The sequence below is a fragment of the Pedobacter sp. MR22-3 genome, from assembly GCF_026240075.1.
GTDB lineage: Bacteria > Bacteroidota > Bacteroidia > Sphingobacteriales > Sphingobacteriaceae > Pedobacter.
The window spans coordinates 1-24317 of sequence record NZ_JAPIVF010000012.1; the positions used below are offsets into that span (position 1 = coordinate 1).

Annotated in this window: 26 protein-coding genes; 8 read left to right on the plus strand and 18 right to left on the minus strand. The window is 38.1% G+C overall.

Features of this window, described 5'->3' with window-relative positions; translation table 11 throughout:
- Positions 1 to 689: 689 nt before the first annotated feature.
- The 3 genes from OQ267_RS22130 to OQ267_RS22140 are packed head-to-tail and all read right to left on the minus strand — an operon-like array spanning position 690 to position 3120.
- Complete coding sequence (locus tag OQ267_RS22130; RefSeq protein ID WP_265820119.1) at positions 690 to 1049, minus strand: CoA-binding protein; 360 nt, start codon at positions 1047 to 1049, stop codon at positions 690 to 692.
- A gap of 31 nt (positions 1050 to 1080) precedes the next feature.
- On the minus strand, positions 1081 to 1545 hold the full coding sequence (locus tag OQ267_RS22135) for a DinB family protein (RefSeq protein WP_265838156.1): 465 nt from the start codon (positions 1543 to 1545) through the stop codon (positions 1081 to 1083).
- Positions 1546 to 1578: 33 nt separating this feature from the next.
- Positions 1579 to 3120, minus strand: a complete 1542-nt coding sequence (locus tag OQ267_RS22140) for an NAD(P)/FAD-dependent oxidoreductase (RefSeq protein WP_088303098.1) — start codon at positions 3118 to 3120, stop codon at positions 1579 to 1581.
- 408 nt (positions 3121 to 3528) lie between these two features.
- Here OQ267_RS22140 and OQ267_RS22145 point away from each other — a divergent pair, with 408 nt between their 5' ends.
- The 5 genes from OQ267_RS22145 (at position 3529) to OQ267_RS22165 (ending at position 6513) form a co-directional block, all read left to right on the plus strand.
- Positions 3529 to 4110 (plus strand): LemA family protein, encoded by a 582-nt coding sequence (locus OQ267_RS22145; protein ID WP_088303097.1) that lies wholly within the window; start codon positions 3529 to 3531, stop codon positions 4108 to 4110.
- 82 nt (positions 4111 to 4192) lie between these two features.
- Positions 4193 to 4636, plus strand: a complete 444-nt coding sequence (locus tag OQ267_RS22150) for a TPM domain-containing protein (protein WP_265838157.1) — start codon at positions 4193 to 4195, stop codon at positions 4634 to 4636.
- Positions 4637 to 4639: 3 nt separating this feature from the next.
- A complete protein-coding gene (locus OQ267_RS22155; RefSeq protein ID WP_265820118.1) occupies positions 4640 to 5425 on the plus strand; it encodes a TPM domain-containing protein in 786 nt (261 codons plus the stop codon).
- Positions 5426 to 5542: 117 nt separating this feature from the next.
- The gene (locus OQ267_RS22160; protein WP_265838159.1) at positions 5543 to 5929 is read left to right on the plus strand and encodes a hypothetical protein; all 387 of its coding nucleotides are present in this window, start codon (positions 5543 to 5545) and stop codon (positions 5927 to 5929) included.
- Between the two features lie 23 nt (positions 5930 to 5952).
- On the plus strand, positions 5953 to 6513 hold the full coding sequence (locus tag OQ267_RS22165) for an NUDIX hydrolase (protein ID WP_088303085.1): 561 nt from the start codon (positions 5953 to 5955) through the stop codon (positions 6511 to 6513).
- A gap of 151 nt (positions 6514 to 6664) precedes the next feature.
- Here OQ267_RS22165 and dnaA read toward each other — a convergent pair whose 3' ends face one another.
- From dnaA to OQ267_RS22180, 3 genes are all read right to left on the minus strand, one after another.
- Positions 6665 to 8095 (minus strand): chromosomal replication initiator protein DnaA, encoded by a 1431-nt coding sequence (gene dnaA, locus OQ267_RS22170; RefSeq protein WP_088303084.1) that lies wholly within the window; start codon positions 8093 to 8095, stop codon positions 6665 to 6667.
- Between the two features lie 487 nt (positions 8096 to 8582).
- Positions 8583 to 10124, minus strand: a complete 1542-nt coding sequence (locus OQ267_RS22175; protein ID WP_265838160.1) for an acyl-CoA mutase large subunit family protein — start codon at positions 10122 to 10124, stop codon at positions 8583 to 8585.
- A gap of 252 nt (positions 10125 to 10376) precedes the next feature.
- The gene (locus OQ267_RS22180) at positions 10377 to 10907 is read right to left on the minus strand and encodes a hypothetical protein (protein WP_088303082.1); all 531 of its coding nucleotides are present in this window, start codon (positions 10905 to 10907) and stop codon (positions 10377 to 10379) included.
- A 93-nt stretch (positions 10908 to 11000) separates the two neighbouring features.
- Here OQ267_RS22180 and OQ267_RS22185 point away from each other — a divergent pair, with 93 nt between their 5' ends.
- Together OQ267_RS22185 and OQ267_RS22190 are read left to right on the plus strand one after the other, a co-directional pair.
- Positions 11001 to 11354: a HesB/IscA family protein gene (locus OQ267_RS22185; protein ID WP_088303081.1), complete on the plus strand. Its 354-nt coding sequence runs from the start codon at positions 11001 to 11003 to the stop codon at positions 11352 to 11354.
- Positions 11355 to 11507: 153 nt separating this feature from the next.
- On the plus strand, positions 11508 to 12737 hold the full coding sequence (locus OQ267_RS22190) for an ABC transporter permease (protein WP_088303080.1): 1230 nt from the start codon (positions 11508 to 11510) through the stop codon (positions 12735 to 12737).
- A 20-nt stretch (positions 12738 to 12757) separates the two neighbouring features.
- On the opposite strand, the gene OQ267_RS22195 is transcribed toward OQ267_RS22190, so the two are convergent.
- The 5 genes from OQ267_RS22195 to OQ267_RS22215 are packed head-to-tail and all read right to left on the minus strand — an operon-like array spanning position 12758 to position 17386.
- Positions 12758 to 13495, minus strand: coding sequence for a tyrosine-protein phosphatase (locus OQ267_RS22195; protein WP_265838161.1), 738 nt, complete (start codon positions 13493 to 13495; stop codon positions 12758 to 12760).
- Positions 13496 to 13502: 7 nt separating this feature from the next.
- On the minus strand, positions 13503 to 14060 hold the full coding sequence (locus OQ267_RS22200) for a hypothetical protein (protein WP_265838162.1): 558 nt from the start codon (positions 14058 to 14060) through the stop codon (positions 13503 to 13505).
- Entirely contained in the window at positions 14061 to 15083 is a 1023-nt protein-coding gene (gene galE / locus OQ267_RS22205; RefSeq protein WP_265838163.1) for a UDP-glucose 4-epimerase GalE, read from the minus strand.
- A 1-nt stretch (position 15084) separates the two neighbouring features.
- Positions 15085 to 16074 carry a UDP-glucuronic acid decarboxylase family protein gene (locus OQ267_RS22210; protein ID WP_265838164.1) on the minus strand — a complete coding sequence of 330 codons (990 nt, stop codon included), beginning with the start codon at positions 16072 to 16074 and terminating at the stop codon, positions 15085 to 15087.
- A 1-nt stretch (position 16075) separates the two neighbouring features.
- On the minus strand, positions 16076 to 17386 hold the full coding sequence (locus tag OQ267_RS22215; protein ID WP_265838165.1) for a UDP-glucose dehydrogenase family protein: 1311 nt from the start codon (positions 17384 to 17386) through the stop codon (positions 16076 to 16078).
- Between the two features lie 62 nt (positions 17387 to 17448).
- On the opposite strand from OQ267_RS22215, the gene OQ267_RS22220 reads away from it, so the two are divergent.
- Positions 17449 to 18684 (plus strand): 3-deoxy-D-manno-octulosonic acid transferase, encoded by a 1236-nt coding sequence (locus tag OQ267_RS22220; RefSeq protein ID WP_265838166.1) that lies wholly within the window; start codon positions 17449 to 17451, stop codon positions 18682 to 18684.
- On the opposite strand, the gene OQ267_RS22225 is transcribed toward OQ267_RS22220, so the two are convergent.
- The 7 genes from OQ267_RS22225 to OQ267_RS22255 form a co-directional block, all read right to left on the minus strand.
- The gene (locus OQ267_RS22225; RefSeq protein ID WP_265838168.1) at positions 18674 to 19180 is read right to left on the minus strand and encodes a gluconokinase; all 507 of its coding nucleotides are present in this window, start codon (positions 19178 to 19180) and stop codon (positions 18674 to 18676) included. The genes OQ267_RS22220 and OQ267_RS22225 overlap by 11 nt on opposite strands.
- A gap of 9 nt (positions 19181 to 19189) precedes the next feature.
- Positions 19190 to 20200 carry a ferrochelatase gene (gene hemH, locus OQ267_RS22230; RefSeq protein WP_265838169.1) on the minus strand — a complete coding sequence of 337 codons (1011 nt, stop codon included), beginning with the start codon at positions 20198 to 20200 and terminating at the stop codon, positions 19190 to 19192.
- A 177-nt stretch (positions 20201 to 20377) separates the two neighbouring features.
- Positions 20378 to 21052, minus strand: a complete 675-nt coding sequence (locus OQ267_RS22235) for a fatty acid desaturase (RefSeq protein WP_265838170.1) — start codon at positions 21050 to 21052, stop codon at positions 20378 to 20380.
- A gap of 72 nt (positions 21053 to 21124) precedes the next feature.
- The gene (locus OQ267_RS22240) at positions 21125 to 21973 is read right to left on the minus strand and encodes a 4-hydroxy-3-methylbut-2-enyl diphosphate reductase (protein WP_265838173.1); all 849 of its coding nucleotides are present in this window, start codon (positions 21971 to 21973) and stop codon (positions 21125 to 21127) included.
- A gap of 12 nt (positions 21974 to 21985) precedes the next feature.
- A complete protein-coding gene (locus OQ267_RS22245; RefSeq protein ID WP_088303069.1) occupies positions 21986 to 22660 on the minus strand; it encodes a carotenoid biosynthesis protein in 675 nt (224 codons plus the stop codon).
- Positions 22630 to 23727, minus strand: a complete 1098-nt coding sequence (locus tag OQ267_RS22250) for a glycosyltransferase (RefSeq protein ID WP_265838175.1) — start codon at positions 23725 to 23727, stop codon at positions 22630 to 22632. The genes OQ267_RS22245 and OQ267_RS22250 overlap by 31 nt, the downstream gene beginning before the upstream one ends.
- A partial coding sequence (locus tag OQ267_RS22255; RefSeq protein ID WP_265838176.1) for a 1-acyl-sn-glycerol-3-phosphate acyltransferase occupies positions 23724 to 24317 on the minus strand: 594 nt, incomplete at its 5' end. The genes OQ267_RS22250 and OQ267_RS22255, both read right to left, overlap by 4 nt.

Below are 24317 nucleotides of genomic sequence, written 5' to 3' on the forward strand. Positions count from 1 at the left end.
ATCATGACATCCGCCAACTGATTCTTTTTTCCTTCCCTTTCGGTTGGGAGTGCAAAGGTAGAAATCTTTTCTGAACTTCCAAATAAAATAATTTTATTTTTTCGTCCTTCTTTTCTTTCCAACCCTTCAATCTGCCAGTCTTTAAAACCAGCTCCCCGTTCCTTCCGAACCGGGCTGCAAAGGTAATGATCTTTTCTACTTCCGCAAATTTTATTTGAAATAATTTCTGCTCCCTTTATCCCCTCTACCCATCATCAACACGCTTTTCAACCCTAACCCTTTCCTCCGAAGCGGGATGCAAAGGTAGCAAAAAATCATACCCCGGCAAACCCATCCCAACCCTTTTTTCTCCCTAAAAACATAACCCACTGTAAATCATCCATAAAAAATTAAAATAAATAAAACATTTTTAAATCAGGAGTGTTTGCAAGGGCGGTTTTCAGGAAAGAAGACCGGATCAAGTTATGTTTAACCATATAGGCATAGAGAACATAGAGAAGGTAAAGGTGATTTTATTTTAGGCGTGGGGAGGTTGAAAGGTTAATCGCTAGTTTAGCAAAGTGTTAGATAAAAAACTATGACATGCCTTATTATTTAAAACATGAAACTATTGAATTATGATTCAGGATTAGCTTACCACTAATAACAGACGAGTCGTATTAGGTAGAAACTAATCCCTATCAATATATTTAATATTGTCCGGTACTTAGCATAACTAAGGTACAGGCTTCTAATGGTTCGATTCCGTGCTGATCAAGCAACTTTTCCAATTCATAATTTTCTGTACCCGGATTAAAAATCACCCGCTTTGGTTTAGTTTCTAATATGTAATCATGGTATTGAGGCTGTAAGGCAGGGCCAATATATAGTGTTATTGTATCAACATCATGATGAATTTTACCTGGCTGCTCAATGGCTACACCGGCAACTTCACCTTTTTTAATACCAACATTCACAATTTCATGATTAAAACGCGTTAACATATGCGCTGCTTTATAAGCATATCTTGTTGGATCCGGAGATGCACCTATTATTAATGTCTTTTTCATTTGAATTAAAATTTAACTAAATAATGCAGGGTTAAAACTTGGAAAGCAATGCAATTTGCCCAGCATGATAAGCATGATGTTGTATCAGACCATTTAAAAGTTCCATAAAAGTGATACCTGTACCGGCTACACTAAGTTCTTCTTTTGAAGAATCATTCCAGTCTTCATCCATTATATTCCCGATGTGGCGAATAAGTTCTTCGTTTGCAGTTTTAAAATTAAAGATGATTCTTTCCCAGGCCTGAGGTGTTTTTTCTACAGGAACCGGCCAATCACCTATAGCAGGTTCAGCATCAGGATTTCCCATTAAACGAGAAGTAACTTCCTCCGTCCAGGCAGTTAAATGTAATGCAATTTCTGCGATGGAATGTGCGTTTGGGATAAAATATTGAAAAGCTTTTCCCGGATCAACATTATTCAAAGTTTGCATGACATGGTTGCCGTGCCAGGAATCGCCATTAAATGCTTTTTGAACTTCTTTTATAATACTAAACATAACAGAAGAACAATCTGGTTATTATAAAGTTTGTTATCGGGTAGCCAAGATTGCATTTGCGCAATTAATTCCGTCGATAGCAGCACTCACAATTCCACCTGCATAGCCCGCTCCTTCCGCACAGGGATACAATCCTTTTATTTGAGGATGCTGATAGCTTTCTTTGTCACGCGGAATACGAACAGGTGATGATGTTCTGCTTTCTACACCAACCAAAATCGCCTCGTTTGTGTAGTAGCCTTTAATTTTCTTCCCAAACAATGGAAGCGCACCTTTTAAACTTTTAGATACGAATTCTGGTAAAATATTATCAAGCATAACACTTTTTGTGCCCGGGAGGTAAGAATTTTTAGGTAAATCGATAGAAAGTTTATTGTTTACAAAATCTACCATCCGCTGTGCTGGCGCAACTAAGTTTCCTCCACCAGCCTCAAAAGCAATTTTTTCAATTTCAGATTGAAAATTCAACATTCTTAAAGGATCATAACCCAGCACATCATCTAAAGTAACCTGAACCACAGTGCCGGAGTTGGCAAATGGATTATTCCGTTTAGATGGCGACCAGCCATTCACCACAATTTCATTTTCACCTGTTGCGCAGGGTGCGATAATCCCCCCCGGACACATACAAAATGAAAATACACCACGCGCCCCAACCTGCTCAACCAGGCTATAATAAGCCGGAGGAAGAAATTCAGATCGTGTATCGCAGTGATATTGAGCAGCATCAATGATTTCCTGTGGATGCTCAATTCTAACCCCAAGGGCAAAAGGCTTTGCCTCGATGCGGATATTTTTTCTGTTCAATAATTCATATATATCCCTGGCAGAATGACCGGTAGCCAGAATAAGGTCATCAGCGAATAATTTTTCTTCGAAATTAATTTCTATGCCTTTAACTTTCCCAAATTCGATCAATAAGTCCGTCATTTGACTATCAAACATCACTTCACCCCCTGCATTCAGGATGGTTTCTCTGATGGCTGTAATAATATGCGGTAATTTATTGGTGCCGATATGCGGGCGGGCATCAATTAAAATGTCTTTTTCTGCACCATGATCTACAAATGCCTGAAGTACTTTATTAATATCACCACGTTTGTTAGATCGTGTATAAAGTTTACCGTCAGAATAGGTTCCGGCTCCACCTTCTCCATAACAATAATTAGATTCCGTATTAACTACACCCTGTTTATTAATGGCGGCTAAATCTCGGCGGCGTTGTTTAACATCTTTTCCGCGCTCGATGATAATGGGCTTTAATCCATTTTCGATGCATTGCAAAGCAGCAAATAATCCTGCCGGCCCCGCACCAACAATAATAACAGGTTTTGCATCCTTAACGTTTGGGTAATGAATGGCCTTGATTTCTGGCTGAGGCATTTCGTCAACAAAAACGCTAACCAACACCCGGAAAATCACCTTTCGTGATCTGGCGTCTATTGAGCGTTTTAAAATATCATATGCCTTAATGCGATCTTCAGATACTTTTAACGTTTCGGAAAGCTTGGTTTTGATCGTTTCGGATTGCGTTACCTCATGTGGCAGCAATGTAATTTCGATATCTTTTTGCATGTAAACAGTCAGGTTTTTATCCTGAATTAGCACAAAGATAAATAGAAAATTCAGTATTTAAGCAAAGGTATAAACTGGCCATCTAAATATACAGCTCATCCTAAAATCATATCGTGATGAACGTTGATGATATTAAAAACCATTATTTATTCTTATAAAATTCAGGCCGCTTCAATTTAATTTCACTGATGGCCATTATTGGTTCTGAATAAAAATCTTCCGTCGAATTATTCTGGACAACTTCTTTTCTTTTATTTGCCAAATATTCCTGTTTAGAATTGCAAATAACCCATGCTTTATATACAACTTGTCATGTTTTCACTTAAATTGTAACAAAGGAACGGATTTTGTGATCTCATTCGTAAATTGAAAAATAATCAGTTGACAACAAAAGATAAAACTATAAAAATGAAAAAATTAGTATTTGGAATTTTAGCTGCTGTCATTGCAGTTACCACTTTAAGTTCATGCGGATATAACAGCATGGTTAAGCTTGATGAAAATGTAAAATCAAAATGGGGAACCGTACAAACGCAATACCAGAGAAGGGCAGATTTAATTCCAAATCTAGTGAGCACAGTTAAGGGCGCAGCTAAGTTTGAACAGGGAACATTAACTGCAGTGACAGAGGCGCGCGCAAAAGCCACACAAATGACAGTGAATGCGGATGATTTAACGCCAGAAAACATTCAGAAATATCAGGCCGCACAAGGGCAATTAAGCCAGGCCTTAGGTAAATTATTATCGATTACAGAGGCCTATCCTGAATTAAGAGCAACACAGCAATTCAGTGATTTATCTGCTCAGCTGGAAAGCACTGAAAACAGAATTACTGTTGCCAGAAAAGATTTTAACGATGCAGTACAAGAATATAACGGAAAAATAAGGTCATTCCCAACAAATTTAACTTCAGGCATGTTTGGCTTTAAACCCAAAGGATATTTTGAAGCAGATGCCACTGCAAAAAATGCACCTAAAGTAGAATTTTAAAATCAGACTAAAATATTTCAGGGTAGTGTGTGTTTAATTCCTAAATACATACTACCCTTTTTACTTCAATTAAAACAGAATCATGTCGTTATTTTCAGATATTGAACAAGATAAAATAGCTCAGGCCATTTCAGATGCAGAGAAAGCAACCTCGGGTGAATTAAGAATTGCCATTGATAAACACTGTGAGGGTAATCCTTATGAAAAAGCCACAGCGTATTTTGCTAAACTAAACATGGATAAAACATCTTTAAGAAACGGCGTTTTAATATATCTTGCCCATGCCGATCATAAATTTGCCATTATTGGTGATTCGGGAATTAACAAAGTTGTACCTGAAGATTTCTGGGAAACCACCAAGATCGCCATGACAGCTCACTTTGCTAAAGGTAATCTCGCCGATGGAATTATTGCAGGAGTGGCATTGGCTGGAGAAAAGCTAGCCTTGTTTTTTCCTCCTCAAAAAGGAGACATTAACGAATTGCCTAATGATATTGTATTTATGGATAAACCCGAAAACAAATAAGCAATGAAAAAATTATTCCTTTTATCGTTATGCTGTTGCTTATTCACATTTGGTTTTGCACAAAATTTTCCGGAGAAACCCAATACCCTGGTGAATGATTATGCCAATGTACTATCTGCCGATCAAAAACAGGCATTGGAAACAAAGCTTGTCACTTTCAATGATTCTTCTTCCACACAAATTGCGGTTGCTATTTTAAAATCTGTTGGCGATTATGATATCAATGAGTATGCTGTAGAATTAGGCCGAAAATGGGGTGTAGGTCAACAAGGTAAAAATAATGGCATCATGATCGTTGTGGCCGTTGGAGACAGAAAAATTTCGATCCAGACGGGGTATGGAGTGGAAGGTGCACTACCGGATATTTATGCCAAACGTATTATAGATAATGACATCAAGCCAAATTTTAAAGCCGGAAACTATTATGCCGGACTAGATGCGGGTACAACATCGATTATTAAATATACCAGAGGAGAATATAAAAATGATAGCCCTAAAGCTTCGTCGTCAAAAAAAGGAGGTGCGGGAAGTATCTTTATCGTGATCTTCATCGTGGTTATCATCATCATCATCATGCGCAAAGGCGGTGGTGGCGGCGGAAGTGTCATTGGCGGACGTGGTGCGTCGAATGCATTATTCTGGGGAATGCTTTTTGGAAGTGCTGGCGGCAGAGGTGGAAACAGTGGCTGGGGCAGCGGCGGTTTTGGCGGAGGATCTTCCGGTGGTGGTGGATTTGGTGGTTTTGGAGGAGGAAGTTTCGGCGGAGGCGGATCCAGCGGAAGCTGGTAGACTTTAGACTTTAGACTTTAGACTTTAGACTTTAGACTTTAGACTTTAGACTTTATGTTGGAATGTTGCACACTTTTGATGTTACAAAGGCATTTTAAATAAAAACAAGAACCTACCATGTACAGGAAAGACTTAATCACAGCAGAAATTCAGAAGCTTGCTGAGGTTTTAGCTAAAATAATGGGCTTAAAACTGGAGGGCAAATTAAAGGATGCCGAAGAGCTGTTCAATGAAACGATGGAGAATAGCTTTACTTTACCAGTCGATATATTGGAAAGTGAAGACAGGACTACTTTTGAAAACTGGTTGCATAAATGCAATTTACCTGCTGAGAAATTAGATTCTTTAAGTGAGTTTTTTTACTATGAACTGGGAATCAGTACCGAAAGGAATCAGGTTATTGCGCCTAAACTGAATTTGGTTTATCAGTATTTAGCAGATGAGCATAAGATTGTACATTTGGTGAATTTACATCGCCAGAAAACGATACAGCAATATATCTGATATACCATTTTGAATAACGATTTATGACCAGGATTGAAAAGTGGCAAAAACTTGCCTCTAAATATTTAGTGAGAGAGAAGTGGGCTACATTACGGGTAGATGAAGTGCAGTTGCCAAACGGAACGGTTAAAGATGACTATTTTGTTTTAGAATATCCCGATTGGGCTACTGCCATCGCTTTAACAAATGAAGGAAAAATGATTATGGTGCGTCAGTATCGTCATGGCGCCGACATTGTATCGCTTGAAGTTCCGGGTGGTGTAATTGATGGCGACGAGGGCCCGGAGGCAGGAGTCAAAAGAGAGTTGATGGAGGAAACAGGATACACTTTTAAAACCTGTAAACTTATTGCTGAACTTTATCCCAATCCGGCTACGGCAAATAATAGAACCTTTACTTATTTGCTTACTGGCGGAATTAAAACACATGAACAACATCTGGATGAGCATGAAATCCTGAATGTAGAAGAGTATACTATAGATGAAGTGAAACAACTGCTGAAGGAGAATAGAATTGCCCAGTGTATTCACGTTGCGGCATTACATTATGGTTTAGCTGAAATTGAAAGCATGCTTCAAGATTAGTTTTACATGATGCCACCTGACATACGAATAAAAGTGATTCAACCGACTAAATATTAAAAATAAAAGTCCTGATTTGAGTTTCAAATCAGGACTTTTATTTTGATGGAACCGGGCAAAAACCAACGTTTTAAACTTCTGCCTTAAACCGCGCTTAGCTCATTTTCAATTTCTTTTGAATATCGTGCACGTAAGCTTTAAATTTCTTATCTGTATCGATTAAATCCTCAACAGTTTGACAAGCATAGATTACGGTACTGTGATCACGACCACCGAAGAAAGCACCTATGGTTTTCAATGAAGATTTGGTATGACTTTTAGACAGATACATCGAAATTTGACGTGCCTGTACAATTTCACGTTTACGGGTTTGAGATTTTACCATATCAACCGGAACTTCAAAATACTCACATACCAACTTCTGAATATACTCCATCGAAATTTCTTTCGTAGTATTTTTAATAAAATTCTTTAACATCTGCTTAGCTAACGCTAAATCGATCTCTTTCTTATTTAAAGTAGCCTGTGCCAGTAAGGAAACCATCGCTCCTTCCAGCTCACGAACGTTATTATCAATATTGTGTGCTACGTATTCTACTACTTCACCTGGCAACTCAATACCATCTGCATACATTTTCTTTCTTAAGATCGCAATACGCGTCTCCAGATCAGGGATTTGTAAATCGGCAGATAAGCCCCATTTAAAACGACTTAATAAACGTTCTTCCAAACCTGCCAAATCCTTAGGTGCTTTATCAGATGTTAAGATAACCTGTTTACCTGATTGGTGCAGATGGTTGAAAATATGGAAGAAAATATCCTGGGTTTTTTCTTTACCGGCAAAGTTATGCACATCATCCATGATGATCACATCCATCGCCTGGTAAAAGTTAACAAAATCATTAATCGTATTATTTTTTAATGAGTCTACAAACTGCTGGCAGAATTTTTCACAGCTTACATAAATGACCAGTTTATCTGGCATGCTGCGTTTTATTTCATTACCAATTGCCTGTGCCAAGTGCGTTTTACCTAAACCTACGCCGCCATAAATCATTAACGGGTTAAATGAAGTCCCTCCGGGTTTAGCAGCTACAGCGTAACCAGCAGATCGTGCCAAACGGTTGCAATCTCCTTCTATATAATTTTCAAAAGTGTAATTAGCGTTTAATTGGGGATCAACATTTAATTTTTTTAATCCAGGGATAATAAAAGGATTTTTAATGTCCTTGTTGATTGAAACCGGAATGGGCATTGACTGCACTTTAGCTTCTGCACCATTTCCATTTGAGGGCATATTTGTAGTATAAGGATTACCACTGTTTGATGATTTATCAACAACGATATTATATTCCAGTCTGCCGTCTTCTCCAAGTTGTTTTTTTACTGTCTTACGCAGCAAGCCTACGTAGTGTTCTTCAAGCCATTCATAAAAGAATAAACTTGGCACTTGTATGGTTAAAACCTTACCTTCTAATCTAAGGGCTGTTATAGGCTCGAACCAAGTTTTGAAACTTTGGGTCGGGATGTTATCCTTAATAATTTGAAGACAGTTCTTCCACACTTCAGTACAAGTTTTTTCCATTGCAATTTATATAATTTGTTGATTTCCAGTACCAATTTGACTATACCAGATGGTCCGTTTCGGGATTACGAATATTGAGAAAATTATCAACATTTTAAACAAAAATCTGAAATAAATCGTAACCTACTGACAGGTAATACCGTAGCATAGTTAACCTCAATTTTTTATGTTGATAACTATTTACTAACATGCTTTATCCACATTTCGCTTTAAATGAACATTATATTTTCTTTGCGAAATATTGATTTCAGACGAGCAAATTCCAAGCCATTTTATTTTCAGTTATGCGATGATTTGTAGTTTTTATCTTTCACAAAATTCAATGTACTGATAATTAATGCACTAAGTTTAGGCCGAATAAAAGCAAGGGGCATTTACCTAAGATCTACTGAACTTTAAGCAATGTGTTTTTTCCAATACAAGGACGGTATGGAGCATTTTGGAATCCATAATTTGAATAGTTATTGCTAAAATATCTGCAGTCGTATTACCTGTACTCACCAAAAGTTTTGCGCATGACATCGGCAATTTCTCCGAGAGTGGCATACTTTTCTACTGCATCAATAATCAGCGGCATCAGATTGGCATCCCCGTTTGCGCCATCCTCTAATAACCTTAATGCCTGCTCGACAGCCATACGGTTGCGAACGTTTTTTAAATGACTCAGCTTATCTGCCTGGAGTTTTCTAATGGACTCATCAATTTTAAATACTTCTGTGAATTCTTCCTCAGGTTGGGTAAACTTATTTACCCCAACAGAAATCCTTTCACCAGTTTCAATTTCTTTTTGATATTCATAAGCCGCGTGAGCAATTTCATTTTGCATATAATCACTTTCAATGGCAGGAACTGATCCACCCATGGCATCAATTTTATCAATATATCTCCAGGCTGCTGCTTCTATTTCATCGGTTAAATTTTCTACAAAAAAAGAACCAGCCAATGGGTCTACCGTATCAGTTACACCACTTTCAAAACCTATAATTTGCTGTGTACGTAGGGCTATTTTCGCCGCAGCCTCTGTTGGTAAAGAAAGGGCCTCATCATAACCATTGGTATGCAGGGATTGTGTACCGCCTAAAACAGCTGCCATGGCCTGATTGGTTACCCGGATAACATTGTTAAGTGGCTGCTGTGCTGTTAAGGTAGAACCACCGGTTTGGGTATGAAAACGCAGCATCTGCGCCTTTTCATCTGTAGCACCAAGCGCCTTTGTAATTTTTGCCCACATCCTTCTGGCTGCCCTGAATTTAGCGATTTCCTCAAAAAAATTATTGTGACAATTAAAGAAAAACGACAGACGCTTTGCAAAAACATTAATATCCAAGCCTTTATCAATAGCAGATTTCAGATAAGTTTTTCCATTCGCCAATGTAAAGGCAAGCTCCTGCACCGCATTAGAACCCGCCTCACGGATGTGGTAGCCTGAAATGGATATGGTATTCCATTTTGGAACCTCCTGACTACAGAATTCAAAAATATCAGTAATTAAACGCATAGATTGCTTCGGCGGATAAATATATGTCCCTCTTGCAGCATATTCTTTCAGTATATCGTTCTGAATGGTACCAGATATCTGCTTTAGATCAGCACCTTGTTTCTTCGCCAGTGCAATGTACATGGCCAACAAAATGGAAGCCGTTGCATTAATCGTCATGGAGGTGGTGATATCTTTTAACTGTATGCCATCAAAAAGGATCTCCATATCTTTCAATGAATCAATGGCCACACCAACCTTCCCTACTTCACCGTCAGCCATTTCATGATCAGAATCGTATCCAATCTGGGTAGGGAGATCGAAAGCAACAGATAAGCCTGTGGTTCCCTGCGCCAGCAAATAATGATACCTTTTATTAGATTCTTCAGCAGTGGAAAAACCGGCATATTGACGCATGGTCCATAGTCGCCCGCGATACATATCCTTCTGAATACCCCTGGTAAAAGGAAATTCACCAGGCTTTTCTTCCATAGGCTTAGCTGAAAGGTATAATTCTTTAATCTCGATTCCGGAAGTTGTGGTATGTTTCATAGCGGGAGGTTGAAAAGGTAGTTAGTTGAACAACAGTTCAGATCTATTGATGTGTTTGATTTGCATTAAATATCCTTAAAATATCTCCTTAATTAACTTTGCTTAAAACAAATGCCAACCATTTTCTCTCTTATATTGACTAACAGGCTGATTATTCAGCTATAAAAACCATCCCTAATACCTGATGAGGGTAAATGCTGAATATTCAATTGCCATGCATCTTCCCAACTAATCATCTTCACAGTTTTACAGCTAAAACAATCTTTGTATATCTTTTTTAATCAATTCAATCGTTAAATCATAAGGATTCTCCTCAATACTTGCCATGTGCGTTAAAATTGCTTTGCTTAATTCTATTCCGTTTGCATCTGCCGGCAAACCACTAACAGCATTATTAATCATCCCAATGGTATCATCCTTTAATTTACGCACGACATTCCAGGTAACACTATCCACGTACAATTGTTGTGTAATATTATGTTGATACTCAGATTTCACTTCATTTAGTATGCCTGCCTGAAGTGTCGAAATGCCAATCCCTTGTTGATGTAAACGCACCAATAGGTTAGCCGGATTGATACGATCAGTAAAAATAATTAATCGCTCATGTGCCTGCAAACGCAAAGGCAAAAGATGTGCCCTGCTTTCTTTATTTAGTTCTATATCCTTTAAGTTGAAAAAACGTTGTATATCACTTTTTAAAATGTAATACACAGCCATCAGGGCAGTAAAAATGCCGGCAAATAGGATCACTACGTTTGATAAAATCTGTTGGGTATTCATAGGTATTGTTTAATTACGGTAATTTTAACGAACCGCTGAAAGCAAAAATGTGCATTATTATTTATATTTGTAACAGATAAAATTTAAATAGATATGAGCACAACAGTTGATACCACATTTGCACCGGTTACTTTCTCTGAGGGAGCCTCTAAAGAACTATATAAATTGAAAGATCAGCAGGAAATTGGCGAAGATTATGGTTTGCGTGTAGGCGTTGAGGGTGGTGGATGCGCCGGAATGAACTATGTTTTAGGCTTCGACCAGAAAAAAGAAGGCGACCAGGAGTTTTTTATTGACGGCATTAAAGTTTTCATGAACAAAGCCCATCAAATGTACTTAATGGGCATGATGATCGACTGGCAGGATGGGTTAAACTCACGTGGCTTTACCTTTGTAAATCCTAATGCTACCAGTACCTGTGGTTGCGGCACAAGCTTCTCTGCATAAAAAAAATATTATTGTAACATAAAGTATAGTCCCCTTGTCTAAACATCGGGACTTTTTTTATTTTTACAACAGGGGTTTAAGGTAATTGGTATAGGGTTTAAGGCTTTAATGCCAATCTTGATACCCGATACAATAATACCCTATACTACAATAATGAATTACAGAGAAAACATCAGACTGGCATTAGAATCCATTAAGGGTAATCGTTTGCGTACCATGCTTACCGCCTTGATAATTGCGATCGGATTAATGGCCCTGGTTGGAATCCTCACCACACTTGATGCTGTAAAAAAAAGTATGACAGATGCCTTTAGCAGTATGGGTGCAAACTCATTTACCATCAGAAACCGGGGTACAGGGATCAGAATTGGGAATGGAAAGAGACCCAAGCCTTTCAAATCAATCAGATATGAAGATGCCATTAAATTTAAAGATAGCTTAAACGCTCCGGCAACGGTTGCAGTAAGTGTGGTTGCAAGTAGTGGTTCTACCATTAAATACGGTAACCTGAAAACCAACCCCAATATCAATATACAAGGTATTGATGAAAATGGTCTCGCATCCCAGGGATTAAATCTTTCTGAAGGGAGAAACTTCGGTGCCTCAGAAGTAAAAATGGGAGGTAATGTTTGCATTGTAGGTGGCGAAGTAGTGACCAGGCTTTTTAAAGATACTGACCCCATGGACAAGCTTATTAATGTGGGCAATAACCGTTTTAAAATTATTGGAGTATTGGAGAAAAAAGGATCCAGTATGGGTTTTAGCGGAGACAGGGCTGTTTATGTGCCCTTACTTAAAGCGAAACAAATTAATGCAAATGCCAATCCATCATATACGATTACGGTGATGGTATCAGATAATAACCACCAGGAAAATGTGATCGGAGAATCTACGGCGCTATTCAGAAATATCAGGAAAGTAAAAATTAACGAAACCAATAACTTCGAAATTACAAAAAGCGATGCCATTGCGCAGACACTCTTTGAAAACCTGGCTTTTGTTGCTGTTGGTGGCATCGCAATCGGAATTATTACCCTCATTGGTGCCTCAATCGGATTAATGAATATCATGCTGGTTTCAGTAACTGAACGCACGAGAGAAATCGGAATCCGGAAGGCCATTGGTGCTAACCCTAAAGTTATACGCCGTCAGTTTTTAATTGAAGCGGTAGTAATTTGTTTAATGGGTGGAGCTTTGGGAATATTTTTAGGCATTATTCTGGGCAATATTATTTCACTGGCCATGGGCGGGGCATTTCTGATCCCCTGGACATTTATTATCGGCGGTTTTGTGTTATGTGTAGGTGTAGGAATTCTTTCGGGATATTATCCGGCAAAGAAAGCCTCCCGTTTAGATCCCGTAGAAGCCTTGAGGTACGAGTAAAAGAAAAAGACTAAACATGTTCAAATCATTGCATTATTCAGCTGGTGCTGACTGAGCAATCTTTGCATTAAAGGGGTATTTAAACTTTGCTCCAGTGCTGCTGCATGTTTCAGATGATGCATATCGCTGCCAATAAAATCCACCAGGTGATTCTCTACCATTTCTTCGGCAGCTTTTTTCGCTCCTGATCCATAATAACCGGTTAAAGCAATGGAATTCATCTGTAACTGACAGCCTGTTTCTCTAATTTGATGTAAGCTTTCAATTGAATGGTTGAAATACGGATAGCGCTCCGGGTGTGCCAATACGGGTTGATACCCTACATCCTGAATAATTTTGATAAAACTAAACAGATTTGGTGGCGCATTGATGTATGAAAGCTCAAAAAGCAGGTATTCCTTTCCAAATGTTAACACTTCCTTCTGTTTAACTTTCTTTTCCAGTGTCTCATCCAGGTAGTATTCTGCCGCTGCATCTACTTCCAGATTGAGCTGAACATCACTAAGGCCTTTTCTTAAAATATCAAGACCACGGTTAATGGTATCGGGCGTATTTCTGAAATAATCGGCCATAATGTGAGGCGTAGCAATTAGTTTTTTGAACCCGAGTGCCTTGAAACGTTTGGCTAATAAAATAGCATCGTGCAAAGTTTTTGCGCCGTCATCTATCCCTGGAATAATATGCGAATGCATATCCACACCAATAGTGGAGAAATTAAATTCAGGCACTATTTTCTTTTTCTTGAATAATCCAAACATCACCGTATTAATTTATTTCTTTGGGAAGATTTGATGTCTCAGCTGATGACGCTAATTTGGAGGAATAGATCTTATGCAGTAAGTCATTTAAGTTTTCACTCAGATCAAACTGCAAATCCTCATGCAATTTTTTAAATTTATTGATGGTTACTGCAACCGTTTTTAAATAAAATGCAGAAAACAAAATCATGTAATCCCGATAGCCAAGTGTTGATTTTCGATAGTCGAAAGGAATGAGGTTTAAAATAAAAATTTTCAGTTCAACTTCTCCAATCGGATCTTTAGTAACCTTATAAAAATGATTTACCGTAGTAATCATCTTCCTTACTTTAACCAAAGCTTCTTTAGCATTCAGCTTTTTTAATTCGGCCACCTGTTCTTCTACATCACCCTTGATTTTTTCTTTCCGGTGTTCCAGATCTGATTCATCTTCCAGTAATTTATAATGAAGATGTTCGGTAAGCACTTTGTCTTTTGCAATTAAACGCAACAACAGCCGGTCTTTTTCCTTCACAGGCAGGTCTGTTATTGCGTTCTTTAAATCTTTGTGCGCCGATAATTTCATTTAAAAAGGGTTTGCCTTAATATATTTTTCCCACTCCCAGGCAGAGCGCATCATTTCGTTGATATCCAGTTCAGCTTTCCAACCCAGTTCTTTATGCGATTTGGTAACATCACCATAAACCTGAACAACATCACCAGCCCTCCTCGGGCCAAGGTTGTAATTTAATTTCTCTCCGTTAACCGTTTCGAAGGCTGAAATAATTTCCAAAACGGAAGATCCTTTACCCGTTCCAATATTGAAAACGTCATAATTGGAAGAAGTTTCTTTCTTTTCCAGTTTTTTAATTGCCGCTACATGCGCTTTAGCCAGATCTACCACGTGGATATAATCACGGATAGCAGAACCATCAGGAGTGTCGTAATCATCGCCATAAACCGTAATCGGTCCGCGCTTACCAATGGCTGATTGTGTAATAAAGGGCACTAAATTAGCCGGAACACCGTTTGGCAATTCGCCTATCAAAGCGGTTTCATGTGCACCTACCGGGTTAAAATAACGCAATGCAATAACATTCAATTCAGGTGTTACGGCTGCAGTTTCAGCTAAAATTTCTTCTGCCACTTGCTTGGTGTTGCCATATGGCGACTCTGCCTTTTTTACCGGAGCGGCCTCCGTAACCGGTAGGCTATCAGGCTGGCCATAAACGGTACAGGAAGAAGAAAACACAAAATCAATCTTCCTGTTAAATGATGTAAGCAGGTTGATTAAGCCATAAAAATTATTCTTATAATATTTTAAAGGTTGCTCAACAGATTCGCCAACCGCTTTTGATGCAGCGAAATGAATAATCCCTGTGATATCTGAATGGGTTGCGGCAAATTCCTTTACCGCATTTTCATCCTGAAGGTCGATTTCATTAAAATCAAACCACTTGCCTGTAATGGCATGTAGCTGGGTTAAAATTTTAATATGCGAGTTTGATAAGTTATCGACAATAACAACTTCGTATCCTGCATTGTGTAATTCTACAACGGTGTGAGAACCTATGTATCCAGTTCCACCGGTAACTAATATTTTTGACATCTTAACGGTTAAATGTAGTAAAATCTTTATGATCAATTTTCTCTAAGGCTTCTGCCGGCAATGATTTGAAATATTCATAAGTAATTCTCAAACCTTCTGCACGACCTACCTTCGGCTCCCATCCTAAAATTTCCAGGGCTTTGGTAATATCCGGCCGCCTTTGCCTGGGATCATCCTGAGGAAGCTCCCTGTAAACTATTTTTTGTGAGGTATTGGTAAGCTTGATAATTTCTTCGCAGAATTGTTTAATGGTGATTTCATCCGGGTTACCAATATTCACCGGCTGCGCGTATTCACTCATCAGTAAACGATAAATACCTTCAATTAAATCGTCTACATAGCAGAATGAACGGGTTTGCGTACCATCACCAAAAACAGTTAAATCTTCTCCTCTTAAAGCCTGACCAATAAATGCAGGTAAAACACGACCATCGTTTAGGCGCATTCTTGGTCCATAAGTGTTAAAAATTCTGACAATTCTGGTTTCTACACCATGAAAAGTATGATACGCCATGGTAATGGCCTCCTGGAAACGTTTCGCTTCATCATACACACCACGAGGGCCAACCGGATTTACATTTCCCCAATATTCTTCCGGCTGAGGATTAACACTTGGATCTCCATATACTTCAGAAGTTGAAGCAATTAACATTCTTGCTCCTTTATTTCTGGCCAGACCCAATAAGTTATGCGTGCCTAATGAACCAACTTTTAAGGTTTGTATCGGGATTTTAAGATAATCTATCGGACTCGCAGGTGAAGCGAAATGAAGAATATAATCAAGTTTTCCGGGAACGTGTACAAATTTGGAAACATCATGATTGTAAAACTCAAAGTTTTCCAGTTTGAAAAGGTGCTCAATGTTGGCCAGATCACCCGTGATCAGATTATCCATGCCAATAACATGGTAATGCTCTTTCACAAAACGATCACAGAGATGAGAGCCTAAAAATCCGGCTGCACCTGTAATTAAAATTCTTTTCTGACTCATCTTAATCTATCAATTTTCTGCCTATACTGTTATAATAGTAACCAAGATCGATCATTTTTTGTAAATCATACAAATTCCGACCGTCGAAGATTACTTTATTTTTTAAGACTTTATCTATTTTTTCAAAATCCGGATTCCGGAATACCGACCATTCTGTAGCGATTAGCAATGCATCAGCATTTTCTAAAGCCTCATATTGGTTTTTGGCATATTTTACCAGATCGCCAATAATGCCCTTTACATTTTCCATCGCTTCAGGATCAAATACCGTAACGGTTGCACCATTTTCAATTAAAGCATTGATAATATATAAAGCTGGTGCCTCACGAATGTCATCTGTTTCAGGCTTAAATGCCAATCCCCAAAGGGCAAAATGCTTTCCTTTAATATCGTTTTTATAATATTTCAGTACCTTATCTACCAGGATGGTTTTTTGCCTTTCGTTTACTTCCATAACTGATTTCAAAATCTGGAAATCATAAGCATAATCATCAGAAGATTTCACTAAAGCCTGAACATCTTTGGGAAAACAAGAGCCACCATAGCCTACGCCAGGAAAAAGAAAACGTTTACCGATCCGCTCGTCTGATCCAATCCCCTTCCTCACTGCATCCACATCGGCACCTACCAATTCACAAAGGTTTGCCACCTCATTCATAAAGGTAATTTTGGTAGCCAGGAATGAATTTGCTGCATATTTTGTTAATTCAGAAGAACGCTCATCCATAAATAGAATCGGGTTTCCCTGACGAACATAGGGGCCATAAAGTTCAGCCATTAATTTTTTAGCCTTTTCACTTTTAGTACCCAAAACCACACGATCGGGTTTCATGAAATCATCAACAGCTACACCTTCCCTTAAAAACTCCGGGTTGGAAACCACATCAACCTCAATGGAAGTATTGGCCTGAAAAACAGCTTTAACCTGATCAGCTGTACCTACCGGAACGGTAGATTTATTTACGATAACTTTATATTCTGTAATCAGTCTGGAAATATCTTTTGCTGCACCCAAGATATAGGAAAGGTCAGCCGCCCCGTCCCCACCCGGAGGCGTAGGCAAAGCCATGAAGATAATTTGTGCATCTTTCACGGCATCAGCAAGAATAGTGGTAAAGGTTAACCTTCCCTGCTCTATATTTCTATGAAACAACAGGTCTAGTCCAGGCTCATAAATGGGCACTTCTCCATCCTGCATTTTTTTTACTTTACTTTCATTTATATCTACACAGATCACATCATTTCCTGTTTCTGCTAGACATGTTCCAGTAACCAAACCAACGTATCCGGTACCAATAACGGCTATTTTCATATATTCTTAAGCTTTTTAAATATATTCGTTTTATCTTGCCACGAAGATATGAAATTACACTTATGCTTTTGCTTTACACCATCGGAATTCAGATTTACTCAATAATAATCAGAATATTTTCACACTTTAATGCGAAGGCTAAACTGTTTATTCACGGGCGTAAAAGTGTTTATCAACAAATCGCAGGGCGAATAGATAACAGTCAGAAACACATCTGGTTTCATTTTGCATCTTTAGGAGAGTTTGAGCAGGGAAGAACGGTACTGGAAAAATTAAAAGAAAAATATCCCACAAAAAAAATTGTGATCACGTTTTTTTCGCCATCAGGATATGAAATCAGAAAAAATTATGCCCTGGCGGATGTTTTTTACCTCCCAATCGACACCAGAGGGAATGCAAAAAAATTTCTGGATGCAATTAACCCCGAGATGGCCATTTTCACGAAATATGAATTCTGGCATTTTTATTTTAAGGAGCTTCACCGCAGAGGCATTCCGCTGTATGTAATTTCTGGAATCTTCAGACCAGGACAGGCATTTTTTAAATGGTATGGTGGCTTCTATCGGAAGATTTTGTCTGCAGTTACTTATTTCTTTGTTCAAAATAAAGAAAGTGAAGATTTACTAAAATTAATAGGGATAAATAATGTAACTATTAGTGGCGATACACGTTTCGACCGGGTTTTTGAAAATGCTCAGACACCGAAAAAATTAGATTTAATTGAAGCATTTATCGGAGATTCGCCAACGCTGATATGTGGAAGTACCTGGCCTGAAGATGAAAAATTATTATCCGTTTTACCAGAAAGCTATCCCCACTGGAAATTCATCATCGCACCGCATGAAATTCATGCCAGCCATATCGAAAGTATAGAAAAACAGTTTCCGGTTGGTAGTGTACGGTTTTCAGTTTTGAGTGCTCAGCTGAATATTGGCCAATCTAAAATCTCAGATCTTCAATCTCAAATCTTAATCATCGATAATATCGGCATGCTGTCTGCACTTTATCAATATGGAAAAGTAGCTTATATTGGTGGTGGTTTCGGTGCTGGCATTCACAACACTTTAGAAGCCGCTGCCTTTGGCTTGCCTGTAATTTTTGGTCCTAAGTATGATAAATTTCAGGAAGCGAAGGATTTAATTGCTTTAGAAGCGGCTAAAAGCATTAGCACCGCTGATGAACTAATCATTGCTTTTGATGATTTTAAAGAGAACACCAATGCTGCGAAGGCTGCACAGCAATATGTAGCAGGTAAAAAGGGTGCAACAGATCAGATCATTTCAATGATTACGAAATGATTTCTGCTTTTGCGATTTCATCAACAATCCTTGGAATTTCCTGATCTATCGAAACAACAAAAACATCTTTTTCATCATTTTGAGGCTCTTCTAAAGTATTAAACTGACTTTCCAATAAACTGGAAGGCATATATTGATGTGATCTTTTTGAAATTCTTTCGTGTATTAATTCAAAGCTGCCTTTCAGGTATACGAAACAAATTGAATCATTGTCTTTTCTTAACAAATCACGATACGCTCTTTTAAGCGCAGAGCAGGCAATAATGCAATTTGTTCCCGCTGCGACATGCTTATGCCCTACCTGAGCAATTAATTCAAGCCAATCTTGCCTGTCGGCATCAGTAAGGGGAATACCCGCAGCCATTTTATCTACGTTTCTTTGTGCATGCAGGTTATCACCATCTATGAATTCAGCATTAATTACTGGCGCCAATGCTTTACCGATCACTGTTTTTCCACTTCCGGAAACGCCCATTAAAATTATAAATTTCGCCATTTGAGAAAGTTATTTTATCATACCTGCCAATGCTTCAATAAACATCGGACTATCATTTAAGCTTTCTACCAATTGTACGTGTTCGCCACCTAGTGCCCTGAATTCTTCATGATATTCAACGGTTATTTCATAAAGTGTTTCCAAACAATCGGCAACAAATGCCGGACTGAAAACCAATAATCGCTTTTTACCTTCTGCAGCCAGTTTTTTCAATACATCGGTGGTATACGGTTGTACCCAGGGTTCTTTTCCTAACCGCGACTGAAAGCAAACCGTATATTGATCTCTCGTTAAGTTTAATTCCTTCGCAATTAATCGTGCTGTATCATGTCCTTGTGCAGAGTAACAAAATTTATTGGTATCGTTTAACGTCTGGCAGCAATCAGCTGTTTTTAAACAGTAGCTTCCGGTGTGATCACATTTTAAAAGCTGGCGTTCCGGTAATCCATGGAAACTAAAAAGCACATGATCAAAATCTTCAATGTTATGCTTTCTGGCATTTTCGGCAAATACCTGAATCATCAATTCATTATCATGGAAAGAATTTACAAAAGAAATAGGTGGTACTGTTTGCCATTTACTCACCAGTTCCATCACTAACTGCATGACCGAGCCCGAACTTGCAGAAGCATATTGCGGAAACATCGGAATGACCTGAATACTTTCAACCAGGCCTGCTTTTAAGTTGGCCAATGCCGATGCGATCGACGGGCTTTGATAACGCATCGCCAGTTCTACATGATATTCACCTCCCAATCTTTCCTGCAGCATCTGCGCCTGTAAACGGCTATAATAAAGCAATGGAGAGCCATTTTCATTCCAGATTTCTTTATACAATTTAGCCGTTTTAGGACTTCGAAAGGGAACAATAATTCCTTTTACCAATAATGTTCTGTTCAATTTAGGAATATCAATTACCCGCTCATCCATCAAAAACTGATCAAGATATTTTCTAACGTCAGGTGTTGCCGGACTATCAGGTGTTCCTAAATTTACAAGTAAAATTCCCTTTTTGCTCATTGATAAAAATATGTTTTGTGGTGCAAATATCGCGTTTTAATTGTTTTATGCCTATTGTTAAAATGTGATGCCCGACACTTTTTGGTCAAGAAAAAGTAGTATTTAATAAATGCGGTGAATCTTAAAGATTGAATAGTTAAGATTTTCGAAAAGGCATTGAGATACAAAATGAAATATTTATCCTTTTGTTTTATACAATTGCCACCAAGGTGTAGCTGGCTTTTGATGATGTTCTAAATGATATCCAAAAAAATAACAGGTAAAAAAAGCAAGTAGATGATTTTTTTGGAGTGTTGAGGAGTGATATTCATTTTCATGATCTCCCTTATGTGGTTGGTAAGTGCCGAAATAAAATAATTGAAAAGTACTAAGAAGTGATGGTAAAACCCAGAAAAGCAATAAGTTTTGCTGTTTAAACCAAATCTGTAAAACATTAAAAGCTGCAGCCATAATGATGAGTTGAATAACTGTTACATAATTAAGCATAAACCGAAAATACCATTTCCAGAAACCATGAGGCGCAAAGTCAGGATCATCCGTTGTATGCACGTGGCGATGGTGTTTATGGTGTTTGGTATATAAACGATTATAGAAAAAGCCTGCGTAGAGGAATACGGAAAGGTAACCAATGAAATTATTGACTGTTTTATTTGGCGAGATGGTGCCGTGCATGGCATCATGAGCTGTAATAAACAGGCCGGTATAGAGATGCATTTGAACAAAAATCATCAGGTAAACCAGTGGATTACTCCAGGCGAAGTTCCAATGCAAAAGGAAGAATAGAGAGGTGAACCATAAAGCAATCACTGCTATCGCAACCAGAACACCAACATACGCATGATTCTTTTTCAAATGAATGATATTAAATGTTTATAATGTACAACATAAACAGTTAATGCAGCTAAAAGTTATACGGAGGGGATTTTAGTATTGTTCCAGCTGGGCCTTTACTTTCTCCATCAGCCACATTGGTGTGGAAGTAGCACCACAGATTCCAACCTTATCATTTTCTGCGAACCAGCTTAAATCTAATTCATCGATATTGGAAATGAAGTGAGATTGATCATTGAATTTTTTACATACATCGTAAAGCACTTTTCCGTTGGATGATTTCTTTCCAGAAACAAAAATGATCTTATCATAGTGGCTCACAAAGTTTTCCAGCTCCTGATACCGGTTAGATACCTGTCTGCAAATGGTATCATTTGCTTTTACCTCATAACCGCGACTCAATAGCTCATCTTTGATGTGGTAAAACTTATCTGTGCTTTTGGTGGTTTGGCTGTATAACGTAAATTTTGAGGGAAGTTCAACATGATCAAGTTCGGCCAGGTCCTGAAAAACGATGGCTTTACCATCTGTTTGCCCTTGCAAGCCAATCACTTCTGCATGGCCATGTTTACCAAAAATCAAAATCTGCTCATCATCATCATGAGAATTTTTGATTCTATTCTGAAGTTTTAGCACCACCGGACATGAGGCATCGATCAGTGTAAGGTTGTTTTCAAGGGCCAGCTGATAAGTTGATGGTGCTTCGCCATGTGCCCTGATTAAAACTTTCTCGTTTCTTAAGCCTTGTAAAACCTCATGATCAATGATTTTTAATCCCCGTTTGGTTAAGCGTTCAACCTCTTCATCATTATGAACAATATCGCCAAGGCAATATAAATAACCTTCGTTATCTAAAATATCTTCGGCCATTTCGATAGCGTAAACCACACCGAAGCAAAAACCTGATGATTTATCTATATTGACTTGTAGGTTATAACTCATTGCACCACAAAATTAAGCAAAAATATTTGTTCTGGTTGTCATGTATAAGACAACAAAAAAGATTAACTGTGCGGTAAACATTGCGGTACCTATATATTTTTGCTGCTTAAGGTCCAGCGCATAATAAAATTTCAATAAAATAACAGATACAATAAACCAGGCCATATAATTTTGCATGGGTATCTCATGCCAATCCCAGTGCCAGTAATCAAATTTCATGGCTACGGGCTCCATAAAAAAATCAAAAGTGATGAGCATAAATGCACCGATTAGTGACGCTAAAATGCTATTTCGAATTTTGAAACTTTTCATCATTTGGCCTATACTAAATATCAAAATCACCCAGTTTATACCCATTAACACTGGAACGGCAGCAATTTTATAGCCCAAAGTACTACCATAATAATAACTTCCAAAAATTTTGCCTGTATGTACGCCCAATACTTCAACCAACCAGCCACACAAAAAAACACCGCAGACAAATAACGACAGACGTTTCACATTGCCACTATAAGTAAAAACGATAATGGCAAACATCAGCAATAAATGAAAAGGCACCATCTTTATAAAGTAGGGTTGCGTGGCCGGAATCAAAAAGCCAACCAGCCCTACCAAATGAAATATAGCGATCACGCCAACTGCAATCTTTTTAATTCTTAAATCGCTTTGATCGGTCTGCCCTTCCATGTGCCTGTTTTAAATATATGTTGTATGATGGATAAAAATGAAATCATTAAGAAGAAAAACATCTGAAACGGATGCAGTATCAAATTGATAAAAACATGCTGTCCTGATAAATAGGAAATCATTATTCTGCTTAAAAAAATTAATGTCAATGGTAATACAAGTAAAGTGATATTAAAGTTTAATAATAAAACCAAAGGTCCTACAGTAACCAAAAGCTGGTAAAATAATAAGATAATCACATTATTACCAAAACCTGCCAGTAAATTTTTACTGAAGCCATTTAAACTTTCATTCAGGTTTTTGTACATCCGGCAGTATATCAAGCCATTGCCCAATAAAGCTTCCCCATTAAATTTTTCCAGTTTTACGGCTTTCATAATCTCTACATCTTCCACCACTTTGTTTCTAACCCTTTCGTGCCACTGATTTTTCTTATAATGATCCGCTTTAAAAAACATACACTGTCCGCTTGCAGCAGAAAATGCCGGATTTCCGGAAAATTTCACCAGCCTAAGAGGTAACAGGTTTAATAAAATAAAATGCATTAACGGAACCGTAAGCCATTCACCTGCAGATTTCATGACCTGATTGGTAAATATACTGATCAGGGCCAGGTTGCCCACCTTCATCCGGTTAATCAGGCTATTGATAAAACCACTTTTAATTGCTTCATCAGCATCCAAAAAAAGCAGGTATTCCCCTTTTGCCAATGCTGCGAGCTGATAGCAGGCATAGTTCTTTCCCAGCCAGCCTTTAGGAAGTTCATCTCCCCGCACGATCCGGAACTGTGGGTTTTCGAAGGAAAAAGCATCAACCAGCTCAAATGTTTTATCATCACTGTTGTCATCCAGCACAATCACTTCAAAATTTTTATAGTCTTGGCTTTTAATCGATTCCAGTAGCGGAATAATATCCTCTTCCTCATTACGTGCCGGAATCAGGATAGAAACAAAATCATTATAATGTTTTATCACCCTTGGCAACTTAGGGTTGGAAAGAAAGTTAAAAACGGTTACTGAAAACCGGATCACCATAAAAATTAAAACAGCATAGATAAAAATGGTCATTCGGTAAATTGTGTTTGTTTAACAGCCGACTGATCATAATGTTTATTGTAGGCGCTTTTTAGCAACTGCAAGCTCATGTATTCTTCGTTTTCCCATCGTTGCAGGTAAGTTTGCGCGGTTGGTTTCCGATTGAAAAAATAATCTATAAATGTTGCTGCAAAAATGATATTGAATGTTTTCTGACAGGATTTGATCACTTGCATGACTCCTTTTTCGAAAGTGATATTTTTTAAATGATTAGAATGTAACTTACCCTGAGGGAAGATAAGAACCAGATTATTTTTATCCTCTAATAATTTAGCTGCATAATTCAGCATTCCCAGAACATCCTTTCCACTGCTTTCTGCAGCAAATGCCCCGAGATACTTTAAGAAGCCAACTTGGTTATAATTTTCTGCATTAACCAAAACATGGAACTGCTTTTTAAATAATTTCTTATTGATATGAAAAATGAAAAAACCATCCCACCAGCTGAAATGATTGGCCAGAATTAAAATGGAGGCATCGTCATCAGGCTGAAGATTATTGTATTTAAAGCCCGCAAAATCTTTCTTTAAAATAAATGAAATGTACCACGAAAAAAAGCGATA

What these genes read in the sequence shown, in the direction of transcription:
- OQ267_RS22130 (WP_265820119.1), bottom strand. Translation starts at nt 1,049, where the DNA reads ATGAAAAAGACATTAATAATAGGTGCATCTCCGGATCCAACAAGATAT.
- OQ267_RS22135 (WP_265838156.1), bottom strand. Translation starts at nt 1,545, where the DNA reads ATGTTTAGTATTATAAAAGAAGTTCAAAAAGCATTTAATGGCGATTCC.
- OQ267_RS22140 (WP_088303098.1), bottom strand. Translation starts at nt 3,120, where the DNA reads ATGCAAAAAGATATCGAAATTACATTGCTGCCACATGAGGTAACGCAA.
- OQ267_RS22145 (WP_088303097.1), top strand. Translation starts at nt 3,529, where the DNA reads ATGAAAAAATTAGTATTTGGAATTTTAGCTGCTGTCATTGCAGTTACC.
- OQ267_RS22150 (WP_265838157.1), top strand. Translation starts at nt 4,193, where the DNA reads ATGTCGTTATTTTCAGATATTGAACAAGATAAAATAGCTCAGGCCATT.
- OQ267_RS22155 (WP_265820118.1), top strand. Translation starts at nt 4,640, where the DNA reads ATGAAAAAATTATTCCTTTTATCGTTATGCTGTTGCTTATTCACATTT.
- OQ267_RS22160 (WP_265838159.1), top strand. Translation starts at nt 5,543, where the DNA reads ATGTACAGGAAAGACTTAATCACAGCAGAAATTCAGAAGCTTGCTGAG.
- OQ267_RS22165 (WP_088303085.1), top strand. Translation starts at nt 5,953, where the DNA reads ATGACCAGGATTGAAAAGTGGCAAAAACTTGCCTCTAAATATTTAGTG.
- dnaA (WP_088303084.1), bottom strand. Translation starts at nt 8,095, where the DNA reads ATGGAAAAAACTTGTACTGAAGTGTGGAAGAACTGTCTTCAAATTATT.
- OQ267_RS22175 (WP_265838160.1), bottom strand. Translation starts at nt 10,124, where the DNA reads ATGAAACATACCACAACTTCCGGAATCGAGATTAAAGAATTATACCTT.
- OQ267_RS22180 (WP_088303082.1), bottom strand. Translation starts at nt 10,907, where the DNA reads ATGAATACCCAACAGATTTTATCAAACGTAGTGATCCTATTTGCCGGC.
- OQ267_RS22185 (WP_088303081.1), top strand. Translation starts at nt 11,001, where the DNA reads ATGAGCACAACAGTTGATACCACATTTGCACCGGTTACTTTCTCTGAG.
- OQ267_RS22190 (WP_088303080.1), top strand. Translation starts at nt 11,508, where the DNA reads ATGAATTACAGAGAAAACATCAGACTGGCATTAGAATCCATTAAGGGT.
- OQ267_RS22195 (WP_265838161.1), bottom strand. Translation starts at nt 13,495, where the DNA reads ATGTTTGGATTATTCAAGAAAAAGAAAATAGTGCCTGAATTTAATTTC.
- OQ267_RS22200 (WP_265838162.1), bottom strand. Translation starts at nt 14,060, where the DNA reads ATGAAATTATCGGCGCACAAAGATTTAAAGAACGCAATAACAGACCTG.
- galE (WP_265838163.1), bottom strand. Translation starts at nt 15,083, where the DNA reads ATGTCAAAAATATTAGTTACCGGTGGAACTGGATACATAGGTTCTCAC.
- OQ267_RS22210 (WP_265838164.1), bottom strand. Translation starts at nt 16,074, where the DNA reads ATGAGTCAGAAAAGAATTTTAATTACAGGTGCAGCCGGATTTTTAGGC.
- OQ267_RS22215 (WP_265838165.1), bottom strand. Translation starts at nt 17,386, where the DNA reads ATGAAAATAGCCGTTATTGGTACCGGATACGTTGGTTTGGTTACTGGA.
- OQ267_RS22220 (WP_265838166.1), top strand. Translation starts at nt 17,449, where the DNA reads ATGCTTTTGCTTTACACCATCGGAATTCAGATTTACTCAATAATAATC.
- OQ267_RS22225 (WP_265838168.1), bottom strand. Translation starts at nt 19,180, where the DNA reads ATGGCGAAATTTATAATTTTAATGGGCGTTTCCGGAAGTGGAAAAACA.
- hemH (WP_265838169.1), bottom strand. Translation starts at nt 20,200, where the DNA reads ATGAGCAAAAAGGGAATTTTACTTGTAAATTTAGGAACACCTGATAGT.
- OQ267_RS22240 (WP_265838173.1), bottom strand. Translation starts at nt 21,973, where the DNA reads ATGAGTTATAACCTACAAGTCAATATAGATAAATCATCAGGTTTTTGC.
- OQ267_RS22245 (WP_088303069.1), bottom strand. Translation starts at nt 22,660, where the DNA reads ATGGAAGGGCAGACCGATCAAAGCGATTTAAGAATTAAAAAGATTGCA.
- OQ267_RS22250 (WP_265838175.1), bottom strand. Translation starts at nt 23,727, where the DNA reads ATGACCATTTTTATCTATGCTGTTTTAATTTTTATGGTGATCCGGTTT.